This window comes from Brachybacterium tyrofermentans (assembly GCF_014897585.1).
Lineage (GTDB): Bacteria > Actinomycetota > Actinomycetes > Actinomycetales > Dermabacteraceae > Brachybacterium > Brachybacterium tyrofermentans.
In genome coordinates this window covers 154,159-170,171 of the sequence record NZ_JABUXW010000009.1, presented here as the reverse complement: position 1 = coordinate 170,171, position 16,013 = coordinate 154,159, and the positions used below count along the sequence as shown (strand labels likewise).

The following is a 16,013-nucleotide window of genomic DNA, read 5'->3' as shown; positions in this document are numbered from 1 at the left end:
CGCGAACAGGGAGATCAAACGTCCGCCCACAGGGAGATCCCGATGTCCCTTGACACCGAGCTTCCGCGGATCCGTGGTCGTGCCGACTGGAGTGAGCGTGGCGAGAGGTGTGATGGTGCTCGGGTGCTCGGGTGCTCGGGTGCTCGGGTGCTCGTATGCTCGCGCGCTTGGTGTGATTGGGCGCTGGAATCTGTTGGGCGGCTCAACCGGTGTGGTTGGGCTCTTCCGGGGCGTGACGCCACGGGGGAGGCAGGGTGCTCAGCCCACTCGAGGCGAGATCGGCATCCCGGACCGAGGGTGGATCGGGCGCTCGTGTCCCCATGCAGAGGTTCAACCACCGTGACATAGCCAAAAAGGCGTGAAGGGAGAAACAAGCGCAACAGTATGTTGTCTCTGATCGGCTGGCTTCTCCGGTCGGCACGGAGCTGCGACGCACCGAAGTGATGGCTGGGGCGTGCACGCTCACTTCCCTGACGTATGCAGCGGATGGCCTACGCGACGGTGCTAGCGTGACCGAGTACATGGAGACCGGTGAAGCTGATTGCTCCATCCCGCAGCATCAGCAAGGTGTAGGAGGCACAGGCGATGATCATCGATGACGTGAATCCGGCAGCACGCGCGGAACGTCAGCTCTCAGCTGTCTACGCGCAGGACGGTGGCATCGAGGCGGCTGTCGACTGGGCTCGGCGCACGCTCGAGGCTGACCGTCGGGATCCGGCGAAGCGACCGCTGCAATCCGCCCGGGTCCTTCGTCGCGCTGACCGCAGGCTGAGCATGGTCTCCGTACGGTACCTGGTGAACGCGGTCTCCGGCCGGCCCGACCAGGGTCGTGGTCGCCGCCCAAGGAATCCTCTTCTGCGGTGAGAGGAGCTCCCACGCGATGATTCTCCCGCACAGAGTTCTGACCTCGCCGTGACGGAGAGCAGAAGGGGATCTGCGGGGCTGAAAAGAACTGAGCCTCAACAGAACCGAGCCTGAACAGAACGATGGGCCCTGGGAATCGCTTCCCAGGGCCCATCGTCGAGGTGCTCGCGTCAGCGAGGCAGAGGATCAACCGGCGTGGTGCGCCGTCTCTGCCGGGGTGCGGTAGTCGCCACCGGTTGCGGAGTCGATCTCGTGCTTCTCATGGGCGTAGTGCTCGAAGGCTTCGCGCAGCTCTGCCGGCGAGACCGGCTCGATGCGGTCCTTGAAGAAGAAGCTGGTGGCCTTCGCACGCAGCGACGAGACGCCCTTCCCGGCCTGCAGCGGACGGTAGTCGTCGTGCTGGACGAGAACCCACCGATCGAACTCGTCGAGCGGCTCATGGATCTCGAGCATCTTGCCGCTCTCCGTCCGGACCACTCGGGAGGTCTCCGAGCCATGGAGAGCCTTCTGGCGCGCCTGACGCTGGAGCGAGAGGCAGATCCGCTTCGTAATGAAGAAGACCAGCACGGGCACCACGAAGATCCCGATGCGGAACGCCCATGTCAGGTCGTTGATCGATAGATGCAGCCCGATGGCGATGATGTCGTTCGTCGCGGCCAGGGCGAGGATCAGATAGACGCTGATCCAGGACACGCCGAGGCCCGTTCGGACCGGGGCGTTGTACGGCAGATCCAGGAGGTGGTGCTCGCGGTCATCGCCGGTCACCCAGGACTCGATGAACGGGTAGAGCGCCAGGGAGCCCAGCAGAGCGCCATAGATGCCCATCGGGATGAGCATGTTCAGCGAGATCACGTACCCGAAGATCGTGAACTCCCACCCCGGGATGAGGCGCAGCCCGCCGTCGGTCCAGAGCATGTACCAGTCAGGCTGCGAACCCGCGGAGACGGGGGAGGGGTCGTAGGGGCCGTAGACCCAGACCCCGTTGATCGCGGTGGTCGCGGAGATCAGGGTGATGACGCCGAAGACCAGGAAGAAGAATCCGCCGGCCTTGGCGGCGTACACCGGGAACACCGGGAAGCCGACCACGTTGCGCTCGGTGCGACCGGGGCCGGGGTACTGCGTGTGCTTGTGCAGCACGAGCAGCACCAGGTGGATCGCGATGAGCCCGAGGATCATGGCGGGCACCAGCAGGATGTGGACCGTGAACAGGCGCGGGATGATGTCCGTGCCGGGGAACTCGCCACCGAACAGGAGCATCGACAGGTAGGTGCCGATGATCGGAATCGACTTCATCAGGCCGTCGATCACGCGCAGCCCGTTGCCGGAGAGCACGTCATCGGGGAGGGAGTAGCCGGAGAAGCCGGCGACCATGCCCAGGACCATCAGGGTGAAGCCGACGATCCAGTTGAGCTCGCGGGGCTTGCGGAACGCACCGGTGAAGAACACTCGGAACATGTGCACGAAGATCGCGACCATGAACACGAGGGCGGACCAGTGGTGCATCTGGCGGAAGAGCAGGCCTCCCTTGACCTCGAAGGAGATCTGGAGCGTCGACTCGAAGGCACGGGAGACGTGCTCGCCCTGCAGCGGGACGTACGGACCGTTGTAGACGACCTCCTCCATGGAGGGGTCGAAGAACATCGTCAGGAAGGTTCCCGAGATCAGCAGGATGACGAAGCTGTACAGCGCCACCTCACCGAACATGAACGACCAGTGGTCGGGGAAGATCTTGCGAGCGATGAACTTGACGAAGCCGCCGCCGGAGAGGCGCTGGTCCAGCCAGTCGCCGCCTACTGCGCCGAGCTTGTAGACGCGGGAGCTGCTCGCGTCGTCGGAAGTCTGCTTCCGGGTATCGGGAGTCGTGGTCGTCACGGGATCACTTGTCCTTGTGGGTGTCCCAGAAGCTGGGACCGATCGGTTCGGGGAAGTCACCGGTGGCCACCAGGTAGCCCTCGTCATCGACCTCGATCGGGAGCTGGGGGAGCGGCCGGTGCGCCGGGCCGAAGATCACCTTGGCACCATCGGTGACGTCGAAGGTGGACTGGTGGCACGGGCACAGCATGTGGTGCGTCTGCTGTTCGTAGAGAGCCACCGGGCACCCGACGTGCGTGCAGATCTTGGAGAACGCGAGGATGCCGTCGACACCGTTCGCCATGCTCTCGGGGTTCTTGCTCAGCTTCGGATCGATGCGCACGATCACCGTGGCGGCCTTGGCGCGCTCCTCGAGGAAGTGCGGGGTCTCCTCCGTCAGGCCCTCGGGCATGACGTGGAAGATCGAGTTCATGGCGACGTCGGACAGCTTGATGGGGGTGCCGTCGTGATCGCGGGCGAGACGCTGACCGGGATTGTGGCCCCAGAAGGTGTGGTGGAGCTTGTTGCCCGGCAGCGGGCCGAGCGTCGACAGCGGTGCGAGCACGGCGATCGGCAGCGCGGCGAAGGCGGCGACCATGGCCGTGACGATCACGGGACGGCGCGCGATGCCGGATTCCTCCAGGCCGTCGGTGATGATCCCGACCGCGATCTCCCGCGTCTCGTCGGAGCTGCGGATGTCGTGGCGCTCCTCGACCATCTCCTCATCGGGCATGAGCGTCTTGGCCCAGTGGACCGCCGCCGCACCGATGAAGAAGACCGCGATCGCGAGCCCGAGGCCCGTGACGAGGTTGGACCACCACAGGGCGCTGGGCGAGCCTTCCTCGGCGAAGATGTTCGTGCCTGTCGGCGTGACCAGGAAGTAGGCGACGATGAAGATCGCCGTTCCGATCACGGACAGCAGGAACATGGCGGCGACGAGTCGCTCCGCTCGCTTCTCCGCAGCCTTGGAGACATCAGCCTGGCGGTGGACGTGCGGGGGGAGCCCCGGGTTCGGGAAGCCTCCGCCCTCCTTGGGAGCGATCGCGCTGACCCCGCGTGCAGGGGTCGTGCCGTCGAGATTGGTGTTCATGCTCGCATTCACTTGGCTTTCGCCCCCAGCCACACGGCGCAGCCGAGGAGGAGGGACAGGATGATCGTCCAGGCATACAGACCCTCGGTCACCGGACCGACCGAGCCCAGGGAGATGCCGCCGGGGGAGCCGTTCTCCTCCAGGGCGTCGAGGTAGGTGATGACATCACGCTTGTCCTCGGGGGACAGGTTGTTCTCGTTGAAGACCGGCATGTTCTGCGGGCCGGTATCCATGGCCTCGTAGACGTGCTTGGGATCGACCCCGATGACGGGCGGTGCGAACTTGCCGCGGGTCAGGGCGCCGCCGGCGCCGGCCGCGTTGTGGCACATGGCGCAGTTGATGCGGAAGATCTCGCCGCCCTTGGTGGCGTCGCCCTTGGAGGTATCGAGGTACTCCTCATCGGGGACGGCGGGGCCGGGGCCGAGGGAGGCCACGTAGGCCGCGAGCTGACGGGTCTGCTCGTCGTTCATCTGCGGCGGCTTGCGCCATGCCTGTGCGCCGGAGTTCTCCATCGGCATACGGCCGGTGCCGACCTGGAAGTCGACCGCGGCTGCGCCCACACCGATCAGCGAGGGGCCGAGTGCGGAGCCGTCGGCGTCCTGCAGACCCTCGGCGTTGCGGCCGTGGCAGGTGGCGCAGTTGGCGAGGAACAGTGCCTCGCCGGCGTCGACGTCGTCCTGCGTGTAGGACTCAGCCTGGGCCGTCTGCGGCTGGAATGCGACGTACAGCCCACCGGTCGCCACCAGGGCGAGCAGGAGAATCACGAGTAGCGCCATCGGGTGATGACGACGTGCGGCGAGTGCCTTCACGGTTCGGACCTCGATTCGTGGAGGGGGCGAGCGGGGGAGAGAGGGGGGCTGGTGATCGCACCAGGCGGGGGAGCCTGTGCGGGCGCGGCGATCAGAAGATGCTCCAGTTGAAGTCCACCGGGATGAAGTGCCCGGAGTTGAAGGCCGTCGACAGCGGATCGAGCATGTAGACGATGAAGAACAGCACGATCCACACGATGTCGACGAAGTGCCAGTAGTACGAGATGCAGATCGCCGAGACCTGCTCGTGCTGCGTGAACTCGTCCGCCACGAAGGAGCGCATGAGGACCATGAGGAAGGCGATGAGGCCGCCGACGACGTGGATGCCGTGGAAGCCGGTGGCGAGGAAGAAGATCGAGCCGAACGGTGAGGACGAGAGCGTGACGCCGTTGTGGACCAGCTCGGTGTACTCGTAGGCCTGCCCGGAGACGAACACGGCGCCCATGAGGAAGGTGAGCGTGTACCACTCGATCATTCCCCAGCCGGCGATGTTGAAGATCGAGCCGGTGCGGCGCTTGCGCGGAGCGAAGGGCTTGCCACCGGGGAACTGGCCCTCGGCGAGGAAGACACCGATCTGGCACGTCACGGAGCTCAGCACGAGGATCGCCGTGTTCGCCAGCGCGAAGCCGTGGGCGAAGTGCCCTTCGCCCACGAAGAAGGTGTCCGGCGCCATGGAACGGAGTGTGAAGAACATGGCGAACAGACCGCCGAAGAACATCAGCTCGCTCGAGAGCCAGACGATCGTGCCGATCTGCGTCGGGTTGGGTCGGCCGACCGCTGGAACAGCGGCGGCGGAGCGCTCAGGCAGGGTCGCAGTAGTCACGTCACCATTATGTCGTGTCGTCAGGTTCGGTGTGCCGGTTCACGACGCCCGGGCACACCGCAGGGCTCAGCCCCGGGAGGACCAGGCCAGCATATCCCTCCTGACGCCGTGTCACGAACCGGGACACGCTTCCGATCGCCGCAGGTGACCGCGACCTACGGGGCCTGTGATGCATCTGTGATCCGATCCGTGACCGGAACGACGTCCAGCGCCTGCGAGGTGAGACCATCGGTGCATGAGCGAGAACACTCCGACCTGGTCCACGATCACGTCGCGCCTCGTGCGCGGGCTGGAGCTCGAGACGTCCGAGGCCTCGTGGGCCATGGACGAGGTCATGTCGGGCAACGCGACCGCGGTGCAGCTCGCCGGGTTCCTGGTCTCGCTGCAGTCCAAGGGCGTCAGCAGTGCGGAGCTCGCCGCTCTGGCCGATTCGATGGTCTCCCATGCGCGTCCGGTGAACGCTCCCCAGGAGTCCATCGACATCGTCGGCACAGGCGGGGACCTGGCGCAGACGGTCAACATCTCCACGATGGCCTCGATGGTCATCGCCTCGACCGGACGCACGGTGGTCAAGCACGGCAACAGGGCCTCGAGCTCGAAGTCGGGCAGCGCGGATGTGCTCGAAGCCCTCGGGGTGCGTCTCGACCTGCCGGTGCCGGTGGTCGAGGAGCTGGTCGGGAAGATCGGGATGACCTTCCTCTTCGCGCAGGTGTTCCATCCCTCGATGCGTTTCGCGGCCGAGGCGCGACGGGGGCTGGGCATCCCGACCGTGATGAACATCCTGGGACCGATCACGAATCCGGCGCAGCCGCGCGCGAGCGCTGTCGGTGTCGCCGACGAGTCCATCGCCCCCACGGTCGCCGGCGTCTTCGCCTCGCGGGGCACGAGCGCGCTGGTGTTCCGGGGTCAGGACGGCCTCGACGAGCTGACGGTGACCGCACCGTCGGACGTCTGGGAGGTGCGCGGAGGTGAGGTGCGCCGCCATCTGCTGGATCCGCAGGCGCTGCTCGGCATCGAGAGGTCGGCGCACGACGCTCTGCGGGGAGGGACAGTCGAGGAGAACGCCCAGGTCGTACGGGATCTCTTCGCCGGAGTCGTCGACGGACGCATGGGCCCGATCCGGGATGCCGTGCTCCTGAACGCCGCGGCCGGGGTGACAGCTTTCGACGGAATCGGTCAGAGCGCGGAGGATGGCTTCGAGGAGAGGTTCGTCGCCGCGTTCGCCCAGGCGCGCGAGGCGCTCGACTCCGGACGGCCGGCAGAGCTGATCCGGCGCTGGGCCGCAGCCTCGCAGGAGGCCTTCGGCGCGGAGGCCTGAGTCCGTCCTGACGTCACCAGGTGCTCCCCGGCGCCGATGAGGGTGGCCGGCATCGGTGCGGTGGCCGGCGCCCGTGTGCGTGCTTGCTCAGCCGTCGATGCCCAGGTCGAAGGCGGCATCGAGATCCTGCTTGGAATAGGTCTTGAACGCGATGTTCGTCGTGGTGTTCACCACGCCCTGGACCTTGCTCAGCTGATCGGCGATGACGCCGGCGAGGTCCTCATGGGCACGCACGCGGACCACGGCGATGAGGTCGACGTCGCCGGTGACGGAGTAGACGTGCTCGACACCATCGAGGTCGACGATCGACGCGGCGACCTCCGGGATGCGGGCGGACTCCACGACGATCGAGACGAGGGCAGTGATCATGAGTTCTCCTTGGACGGGGCGCTGACCGCGCCGGGACGTGTGCACCGAGCCTATGCCCCGGGGACGGTCGCGGTCCGGGAGAAGCGCTCCGCGAGATGCTGGGCGTCGAAGCGGGCCCGGGCGGGCTGGTGCCACTCGCCGTCGACCAGGACGGTGCGGACGCCGTCGCCCTCGAGCCAGGTGAGCAGGATCTCGGCCTCCTGGTGGTAGCCCTGGCACATCGGGGTCGCGAGCTCCGCCTCGCCGAGGCCCGTCGCCGCGAGGGATCGTGCCACTGCGACGGGGTCCGCGTGGGTGCTCACGAGCGCAGTTCCGGAGAAGCGTCCGTGACGCACGGCCAGCAGCTCCCATCCCCGCCCGCCCACCACGGGATCCGCACTGGGACGGGCGGCGACCAGCAGGGGCACACGACCGATCGCGCGCAGCCGGGCCGCGCGCTTCCCGGCCGCCAGGAAGGTCAGAGCGAGCTGGCGCACCTTCTCCGCCTCCTCGTAGCGGCCGCCCTCGACATGACCGCGCATGCGCCCGGCGACGTGGTCGAGCACCTCGCGGGGGTCCGTGAGCATCGCCGCTCGGATCCTGTCGTGGTGCCCGGCGTCCTGCGGCGGGTCACGTCGTGACCCGAGCTCGAACGACGAACCGCGGCCCAGCACGGCATCGGTGAGCAGCCCGCGCAGCGGTTCCACATCGTGCCGGGAGGACAGCGGCCCGATCTGGGCGGATCCGTCGGCCTCCGATCGGGCGAGGCGCGCTGCGCGCAGCCCCTCGGTGCCGCTCCCCAGCCGGAGCCAGTGCGCCTTCTCCGGATTCAGACCGTGGCGGTTGGACGGCGGCTTCCGGGCACCGATGATCCGCAGCTCGCGGACTGCCGCCTCGGTCGCCGTGGTGCACTCGATGACTCGGATCGACTCCGCCCTCGGAAGCATGTCCAGGACCTTCCGCCGCGTCTCCGCAGCGGTGAAATAGGTGCGCACCCGGGAACGGAGGTTGCGGGACGTCCCCACGTAGAGCACGCCGCCCTGGGCATCGAGGAACTCGTACACCCCCGGCACCGACGGGACGGCATCGGCGAGGTGCTTCTTGCGCAGCTGGACCGGGGTCGCGCGGCGATGGGCGGAGGTGAGGTCCTCGAGGGTCGAGGCACCGCGGGATCCCAGACGCTCGATGATGGCGTGGAGCACATCGACGGTCGCTCTGGCGTCCGAGAGCGCCCGGTGGTCCGGGGTGATGCTCGCCCCGACATGCGCCGCCAGCGTCGAGAGCTTGTGATCGCGCACCTCGTCGCGCCGGAAGACGGTCCTGGCGAGCTCGAGGGTGTCGAGCACCGCGGGCTTGGCCCACGCGATGTCGCAGCGTGCCGCCTGCGCAGAGAGGAAGGAGATGTCGAAGCGTGCGTTGTGGGCGACCAACGCTGCGTCGCCCACGAAGTCCAGGAACATCGGGAGCACGACCTCGATGGTCGGGGCACCGGAGACCGAGGCGTCCGTGATCCCGGTGAGCGAGGCGATGTAGGCGGGGATCGGTCGCTGTGGATCCACGAAGGTGCGGAACTCGCCGACCACCTCGCCTCCGCGCACCTTGACGGCGCCTATCTCGGTGATCGCATCGGAGGAGGGATCGGTGCCGGTGGTCTCGAGGTCGACGACGACCAGCAGGGCGTCCATGAGCGGGGTACCGAGGTCGTCGAAGCTGAGCTGGCGGCGGACGGACATGCCCGCAGACTACGACGAGGCCCCGACGATCGGGATCCCTGTGCGGCGTGCGCACGCTCTCCGGCCATCGGGGCCGCGTGTCGGGGCCGCGCTCCAGCTCCCGGGTCGACGCTCTCCCCGGGGAGAGCGGAGACCCGGTGCTGCTCGGCTGAACGGTCAGCCGGCCGGCTTGGACTGCGAGTAGATCTTCTCGATGACCTGCGCCATGTCCTTGACGACGACGTTGCGCTTGAGCTTCAGGGAGGGGGTGAGATACCCGTTCTCCTCCGTGAAGTCCGTGTCGATGACCTCGAAGGAGCGGATCGACTCGGCGCGGGAGACGGTCTGGTTGGCCTTGTCGACGATCGTCTGCAGCTCGGCGCGGACCGTCGCGTCCTCGGCGGCCTCGGCGATCGTCATCTCCGGCAGGGAGTTGTTTGTCAGCCAGGTGGGCAGCATCTCGGCGTCGAGGGTGAGGATCGCGGCGACGAACGGCTTCTGGTCGCCGATGACCACGCACTGGCTGACCAGCGGGTGCGAGCGCAGCTGATCCTCGAGCTGGGCGGGGGAGATGTTCTTCCCGCCCGCGGTGACGATGACCTCCTTCAGGCGGCCGGTGATCGTCAGGTCGCCGATCTCGTCGAGGGTGCCCAGATCGCCGGTGCGGAACCACCCGTCCTGCAGCGCGTCCTCCGTGGCCTCGGGGTTGTTGTGATAGCCGGCGAAGACCATCACGCCCTTGACCAGGATCTCGCCCGTCTCGTCGATCGCGACCGTGGAGCCCGGCAGCGGGGGACCGACGGTGCCCGGCGTGACCGCCCAGGGCACGTTCACGCAGACCGGCGCCGTGGTCTCGGTGAGGCCGTAGCCCTCCAGGATCGTGACCCCGATACCGCGGAAGAAGTGCGCCAGGCGCGCTCCCAGCGGAGCGCCGCCGGAGACAGCCCACTTCACGTCACCGCCCATCGCGCCGCGCAGCGTGCCGTAGACGAGCTTGTCGAACACGGCGTGCTTGACCTTGAGCGCGATCGGCACCTTGCCAGCGGCCTGCGCCGTCGAGTACGAGATCGCGGTCTCCGCGGCGGCGGAGAAGATCTTGCCCTTGCCGCCCGCGATCGCCTTCGCCTCGGCGCCGTTGTAGACCTTCTCGAACACGCGGGGAACAGCCAGCAGGAAGGTGGGCTTGAAGGCCGCGAGATCCGGCAGCAGGTTCTTGGTGTCCGGGGTGAACGCCGTCGTCACCGGCCAGGATGCGCAGAGAACGGTGATCAGCCGGGCGAAGACATGCGCCATCGGCAGGAACATCAGCACGCGCGAGCCGGGAGGCAGCACCTGCTTGCCGAGAAGGTTGAGGGCGCTGCGCGTGGTGTCCACGAAGTTCCCGTGGGTCAGCAGGGCGCCCTTGGGCCTGCCGGTGGTCCCCGACGTGTAGATGATGGTGGCGATGTCATCGAGCCGCCGCGAGGTGCGGCGGGCCTCGAGGGCCTCGTCGCTCACCTCGGCGCCTCGAGTCTTGAGGTCCTCCATGATGCCGTCGTCGAGCACTCCGATCCGTTCGAGCGCCGGCAGCTCGCCGCGCACGGACTCGATGTCCTCCTGATGGCGGGCGGCCTCGACCAGGGCGAAGCGTGCCCCCGTGTCCGCGGCGATCCATTGGATCTGGCTCGGGGAGGAGGTCTCATAGATCGGCACGCTGACGCCGCCGCTCCACCAGATCGCCCAGTCGGCCAGGGCCCATTCATAGCGGGTGCGGGAGAGGATCGCGACCACGTCGCCGGACTCGAGGCCGATCGCGATCAGACCCTTGGCGACCTGTTTGACCTCGTCGATGAAGTCGGCGGTCGACAAGGGGAGATAGCTGCCGTCGTCCTGGGTCAGTTCGAAGATGGGGACGGAGGGGTCGTTGCGGAATCGGTCCAGGAGCAGATCCGTCGTGTTCTCGTCGGGCCGGCTCTCGTGCTGCGGGGCAGAGGTGAACTGCTTCATCGAATCTCCTTCGATCCGGACACAGGCTGACTCCGGCATGCCGGACGCCTGGGCGGAAGCGCTGGTGGGGTCGGTCCGATCCTACGGCAGAGCGACCTACGATAGGACACGACAAGCTGGGCACCGGGGAATCCGGACGACGCGATCAGCAGTGATCGGGAAGGAGCGACATGCTCTCCATCGGAGTAGACATCGGGGGCACCAAGATCGCGGCGGGCGTGGTCGACGAGGACGGTGGGATCATCGCCGCGACGACGCGCAGCACCCCGGCCACGGATGCCGAGCTGATCGAGGCCGGAGTGGCCGACGCCGTGGCGGAGCTGCGCGCGGAGCATGAGGTCGTCGGGGTGGGCGTCGGCGCGGCGGGCTTCGTCAGCGCTGACCGTCGTACGGTCCGGTTCGCAGCGAACCTCGCGTGGCGCCAGCGCCCCCTGGCCGACGAGCTCGAACGACTGACCGGGCTCCCCGTGGTGGTCGAGAACGACGCGAACGCGGCCGGGTGGGCCGAGTACCGCTTCGGGGCCGCGACCGAGGCCAAGCACATGCTGATGGTCACCCTCGGCACCGGCCTGGGCGGCGCGATCGTCCTGGACGGGCAGCTGATCCGCGGTGGCGACGGGTTCGCCGGAGAGGTCGCGCATATGACTGCGGTCCCGGACGGCCAGTGGTGCGGATGCGGTCGCAAGGGCTGCCTCGAGCAGTACACCTCAGGGACCGCGCTGGTGCGCACCGCCAAGCGCCGAGCGGCGGCGGGGGACCCCGCGATGGGGCCTCTCGTGCAGGCTGCCGGCGGTGCGAAGAAGGAGATCGACGGACCGTTGATCACGCGGGTCGCGCACCAGGGGGACCCCGGCGCGCAGGAGCTGATCGCCGAGCTCGGCACGTGGCTCGGGCTCGGCATGGCATCGATCTCCTCGCTGCTGGACCCCGAGGTGATCGTGGTCGGCGGCGGTGTCGCAGCGGCAGGGGAGATGCTGCTGGCACCGGCGAGGGAGGCGTATGCCGCCAACCTGACGGCGCGCACCCATCGCACGCTGGCTCCCTTCGTCCTGGCGAGCATGGGGAATCGGGCCGGCATCGTCGGTGCGGCGGACCTCGCGCGCTGACGGCGCGCGAGAGCGGAGCTGCACCCCTGAGCGGTCCACCTGAGCTGCTCCCGCAGCGCTGCTAGACCTCGGCGCCGTCGTCGTCCCCGCTGTGGCTCCGCGGGACTCGCAGCAGCAGCGAGATGACGCCTCCCAAGGCGGCCAGCCCACCCAGCCAGCCCAGGATGCCGGGCAGCGCCGGGGTCATGGGGACGATGACCAGCAGCAGGAAGCCGCCGACGAGGGCCGTCCAGGACCACAGCGTCGCGGAGGACGGCTGCGGGAAGTCGGGGTCCGGGGGCTCGAAGTCCCCGTAGATGACGTCGTCGTCCAGCTCGCGAGGGCGCGGCGCGTCGCGCGGACCGGAACCCGGGCCGGGCGCGCCGGCCGCGGGATGCGCGGCGCGGGCGCGAGCCCGAGACTCGGCGCTCGGCGGCTCCGGTGGGGAATCGGCGCTGTAGGACCACAGGGCGTCATCGGCGGCGTCATCCGTGCTGTCATCGGCGGCGTCGTCCCCGGTGGGGCCCGGAGTCATGCCGCTGCGAGGGCTGTCCGGCGTGCGCGCCGCCGGCTCGTGCGGAGCCTCCCCAGGACGCAGCACCATGCCCTCGCCCTCGAGCATGCGGGCGAACTCGGCGTCGACGTCCCGCGGGTCGTGGGCGCTGCTCCGCTCCGGGCTCATCGCGCTTCTCCTGTTCGGCGGGGGACATGCTGCTCGAGGAACCGCGCGGAGGCCTCGAAGAGGCGCTGAGCATCGTGATCCAGGGGAGCGAGGTGATAGCTGCGGGGGAGCGCGAGCCGTTCGACGCTGCCGCTCACCCCCGCCGCGACGAGATCGCTGTCCGACGGAGGAACCGTGTGGTCGCGGCTCGAGGTGGCCAGCAGCAGCGGGGCCGTGACGTCGCTCAGATTCCTGCGGGTGCTGCGGAACAGCCGGTGCAGCTGGGCGACGGCGCGCAGAGGGGTCCGGTCGTAGGCCTCCTCGGTGACCCCGTCCAGGGCGACATCGGAACCGATGCCCGCCACCGTGGGCAGCACGGGCGCCAGCAGCCCGGCGACTCCGGCCACGGGAGTCAGGGTGAGGCCAGGGTTGACGGCGACCAGCGCGGCGAGGCGGCCTCGAAGCTCGGGATCCTCGCCGAGCGCGAGGGTGAGGGCACCGCCCATCGAGAGACCGCCCACGGCGATCGGTCCGAAGGCGTCGGAGAGCTCGATCGCGGCGGCACGCACCTGCTCGTACCAGTCCTGCCAGCGGTAGGTCGTGAGGTCCTGCCAGGTGGTCGCATGCCCCGGGAGCAGCGGAAGCTCCACCGCCCATCCACGGTCCGCATGGTCCTCGGCCCACGGGCGCAGGGACTGCGGCGACCCGGTGAAGCCATGGCACAGGAGCAATCCGCCGCGCGGGTTAGAGTGACCCCGCGCGCTCCAGGGGCGGGACAGTTCGCTGAACGCCATGGGTACATCGTCGCACCCGTGCGCGCATGCTTCATCCCCGTTCACCCCTGCCGCCCGACCCGACGTCGCTCTCCCACGCATCCTCGAGGAGTCCGCTGTGCTGTACGAGCTCGCCAAACCCGTGGTGATGGCGATCTCGCGCGTGCTGTGGAACCCCACGATCCGTGGCGCGGAGAACGTCCCCGAGAGCGGGCCGGTCATCCTCGCCTCGAACCACCTGGCGTACTGCGACACCGTGTTCCTGCCCGGGCAGATCCGCCGCACCGTCCACTTCCTCGGAAAATCGGACATCTTCTCGGGCCGTTCGCTGCCACAGCGGATCGGTGCCCGCATCATGCGAGGTCTCCACGTGATGCCCGTGGACCGCAACGGCGGCAGCGCCGCACGATCGGCGCTCGATGCCGGAACGGCTGTGCTCGAGACCGGCGGGGTGCTCGGGATCTACCCCGAGGGAACCCGGAGCCCCGACGGCCGGCTCTATCGCGGCAAGACGGGCGTTGCCCGCATCGCCCTCGCGACCGGTGCGCCGATCGTCCCGGTGGCGATGGTCGGCACCTACGAGGCCCAGCAGGGTCGGACGTTCTTCCCGCGTCGCCGTCCGCAGATCACGGCGGTGCTCGGCGAGCCCCTGCTCGCTCGCGACATCGCGAGCGCCTGGGAGGACGCCGACGAGTCCTCCCTTCTGCGCGGCGTCACGGAAGCGGTCATGGAACGCATCCAGGAACTGTCCGGGCAGGAGCGCAGCGAGGAGTACTCGGCCGACGTCAAGCGGCGGTTGCGGGCCGCCGCCGGAGGAGGCCGCACACCCGCGCGGTGCGACGTCTCCCGGTGACCGTCTCCCGGTGACTGTCTCCTGGTTTCCGGTTCGAGGCAGGCCCGCACCACGACGGACCGGCGATCGGAGGTTGCCGATCATGGCGGGATTCCGTCGTGCGACAGGGCGCACGGACTGTGGTCCTGCCCACTGGAACGTGTCCGCTTCGCGTCCGCGCACTGCGTACCCTGAGGGAGTGACCCAGTTCAGCTCCGATGCCCCCGCCCGCGCCCACGCTTTCACCCTGTCCTCGGCCGATGACGGCCTGGCGGCACTCGGTGCCTGGCGAGATTATCCGCGGGTCCAGCAGCCGGTATGGCCCGATGAGGAAGAGCGTGCACAGGTCTTCGAGGATCTGCGCTCGGCTCCGCCGCTGGTGTTCGCCGGCGAGGTCGACGTTCTCCGTGACCGGGTCGCGGCCGCGGCCCGCGGGGAGGCCTTCCTGCTCGCCGGCGGCGACTGCGCGGAGACCTTCGCCGACTCCACCGCGGATCGCATCCGCAACAAGATCCGTACGATCCTCCAGATGTCGGCGGTCCTGACCTACGGCGCCTCGGTGCCGGTGGTGAAGATGGGCCGCATGGCCGGCCAGTTCGCCAAGCCGCGCTCCTCGGACGAGGAGACCCGCGACGGTCAGACCCTCCCGACCTACCGCGGTGACGCCGTGAACGCCCATGCCTTCACCCCGGAATCCCGGATCCCCGATCCGAAGCGGCTGTGGAAGACGTACACCACGAGCTCGGCCACCCTGAACCTGCTGCGCGCCTTCACCGGCGGCGGCTTCGCGGACCTGCGCGAGGTGCACTCCTGGAACCGTGGCTTCACGTCGGGCGCCGGCTACGACCGGTATGAGGAGCTCGCCGGTCAGGTCGACAAGGCCATCCGCTTCATGGATGCGATCGGTGCGGACTTCGACGCCCTCAAGGTCGTCGAGTTCTACGCCTCGCACGAAGCACTGCTGCTGGACTACGAAGAGGCGCTGTCCCGGATCGATTCCCGCACCGGGGAGATCTACGGCTGCTCCGGCCACTTCCTGTGGGTCGGGGAGCGGACCCGTCAGCTCGAAGGCGCCCACGTGGACTTCATGGCACGCCTGCGCAACCCGATCGGCGTCAAGCTCGGCCCGGATGCCTCGGTGGATGACGCGCTGCGCCTGATCGACAAGCTCGACCCGGAGCGCGAGCCCGGCCGGCTGACGTTCATCACCCGTATGGGAGCGGGGAAGATCCGTGAGCGGCTCCCCGCCCTCGTGGAGGGCGTGCGTGATTCCGGGGCGCAGGTCGCCTGGGTCACCGATCCGATGCACGGCAACACGATCACCTCGTCGAACGGGTACAAGACCCGTCGGTTCGAGGACATCCTCGACGAGGTCGTCGGCTTCTTCGAGGTGCATCAGGCCCTGGGCACGATCCCGGCCGGACTGCACATGGAGCTCACCGGCGATGACGTCACCGAGGTCCTCGGCGGTGCCGGAGAGATCGACGAGGAGGGGCTGACCCGCCGGTACGAGACGCTGGTGGATCCACGGCTGAACCACCAGCAGTCCCTCGAGCTCGCCTTCCTCGTCGCGGAGATGCTCTCCCGCCGCTGAGCGGTCGGCCGCCCCGCACAGGGCCGCCCCGCACAGAACCGACCCGCACAGGGCCGACCCGCACAGGACCGACCCGCACAGTGCCGACCCCATCGGCGCACAGGGCTGGAACTCGAGGTCGCGGGGTCGGCTGGTCTGTCGAGCATGCGTGGCGTGTCGGTGAGGCGCCGCTCAACGACACGTGCTGCTGGATACCTCCGGGTAACCATTCGCCGGATGCTTCCGGCACGAGGCGAGCCGTCTCTGCAGGTCGTGGGCGCCACGCCA

General features: G+C 68.6%; 13 protein-coding genes. 4 read left to right on the top strand and 9 right to left on the bottom strand.

Annotated features, from left to right (window positions below; translation table 11 throughout):
- Window positions 1-1,050: 1,050 nt before the first annotated feature.
- The 4 genes from qcrB to ctaE all read right to left on the bottom strand — a co-directional run bounded on the left by qcrB (window position 1,051) and on the right by ctaE (window position 5,437).
- Window positions 1,051-2,736 (bottom strand): cytochrome bc1 complex cytochrome b subunit, encoded by a 1,686-nt coding sequence (qcrB, locus tag INT49_RS08705; protein WP_193117335.1) that lies wholly within the window; start codon window positions 2,734-2,736, stop codon window positions 1,051-1,053.
- A gap of 4 nt (window positions 2,737-2,740) precedes the next feature.
- Window positions 2,741-3,805, bottom strand: a complete 1,065-nt coding sequence (qcrA, locus tag INT49_RS08700) for a cytochrome bc1 complex Rieske iron-sulfur subunit (RefSeq protein WP_193117334.1) — start codon at window positions 3,803-3,805, stop codon at window positions 2,741-2,743.
- Between the two features lie 8 nt (window positions 3,806-3,813).
- The gene (gene qcrC, locus INT49_RS08695; protein ID WP_193117333.1) at window positions 3,814-4,614 is read right to left on the bottom strand and encodes a cytochrome bc1 complex diheme cytochrome c subunit; all 801 of its coding nucleotides are present in this window, start codon (window positions 4,612-4,614) and stop codon (window positions 3,814-3,816) included.
- Between the two features lie 91 nt (window positions 4,615-4,705).
- Window positions 4,706-5,437, bottom strand: coding sequence for an aa3-type cytochrome oxidase subunit III (ctaE, locus tag INT49_RS08690; protein WP_193117332.1), 732 nt, complete (start codon window positions 5,435-5,437; stop codon window positions 4,706-4,708).
- 235 nt (window positions 5,438-5,672) lie between these two features.
- On the opposite strand from ctaE, the gene trpD reads away from it, so the two are divergent.
- Complete coding sequence (gene trpD, locus INT49_RS08685) at window positions 5,673-6,755, top strand: anthranilate phosphoribosyltransferase (RefSeq protein WP_193117331.1); 1,083 nt, start codon at window positions 5,673-5,675, stop codon at window positions 6,753-6,755.
- Window positions 6,756-6,842: 87 nt separating this feature from the next.
- Here the strand turns inward: trpD and INT49_RS08680 are convergent, their stop codons facing one another.
- The 3 genes from INT49_RS08680 to INT49_RS08670 all read right to left on the bottom strand — a co-directional run bounded on the left by INT49_RS08680 (window position 6,843) and on the right by INT49_RS08670 (window position 10,801).
- Entirely contained in the window at window positions 6,843-7,124 is a 282-nt protein-coding gene (locus tag INT49_RS08680) for an Lrp/AsnC family transcriptional regulator (protein ID WP_193117330.1), read from the bottom strand.
- Between the two features lie 50 nt (window positions 7,125-7,174).
- The gene (locus tag INT49_RS08675; RefSeq protein ID WP_193117329.1) at window positions 7,175-8,836 is read right to left on the bottom strand and encodes a DEDD exonuclease domain-containing protein; all 1,662 of its coding nucleotides are present in this window, start codon (window positions 8,834-8,836) and stop codon (window positions 7,175-7,177) included.
- A 156-nt stretch (window positions 8,837-8,992) separates the two neighbouring features.
- Window positions 8,993-10,801, bottom strand: coding sequence for an AMP-dependent synthetase/ligase (locus INT49_RS08670; protein ID WP_193117328.1), 1,809 nt, complete (start codon window positions 10,799-10,801; stop codon window positions 8,993-8,995).
- Window positions 10,802-10,971: 170 nt separating this feature from the next.
- Here INT49_RS08670 and INT49_RS08665 point away from each other — a divergent pair, with 170 nt between their 5' ends.
- Window positions 10,972-11,907 carry an ROK family glucokinase gene (locus INT49_RS08665; protein WP_193117327.1) on the top strand — a complete coding sequence of 312 codons (936 nt, stop codon included), beginning with the start codon at window positions 10,972-10,974 and terminating at the stop codon, window positions 11,905-11,907.
- Between the two features lie 61 nt (window positions 11,908-11,968).
- On the opposite strand, the gene INT49_RS08660 is transcribed toward INT49_RS08665, so the two are convergent.
- Window positions 11,969-12,568, bottom strand: coding sequence for a hypothetical protein (locus tag INT49_RS08660; RefSeq protein WP_193117326.1), 600 nt, complete (start codon window positions 12,566-12,568; stop codon window positions 11,969-11,971).
- Window positions 12,565-13,341 (bottom strand): alpha/beta hydrolase, encoded by a 777-nt coding sequence (locus tag INT49_RS08655; RefSeq protein ID WP_193117325.1) that lies wholly within the window; start codon window positions 13,339-13,341, stop codon window positions 12,565-12,567. The genes INT49_RS08660 and INT49_RS08655 overlap by 4 nt, the downstream gene beginning before the upstream one ends.
- Window positions 13,342-13,438: 97 nt before the next feature.
- On the opposite strand from INT49_RS08655, the gene INT49_RS08650 reads away from it, so the two are divergent.
- Entirely contained in the window at window positions 13,439-14,173 is a 735-nt protein-coding gene (locus INT49_RS08650; protein ID WP_193117324.1) for a lysophospholipid acyltransferase family protein, read from the top strand.
- A gap of 178 nt (window positions 14,174-14,351) precedes the next feature.
- Window positions 14,352-15,746, top strand: coding sequence for a class II 3-deoxy-7-phosphoheptulonate synthase (locus INT49_RS08645; protein WP_193117323.1), 1,395 nt, complete (start codon window positions 14,352-14,354; stop codon window positions 15,744-15,746).
- Window positions 15,747-16,013: the final 267 nt, after the last annotated feature.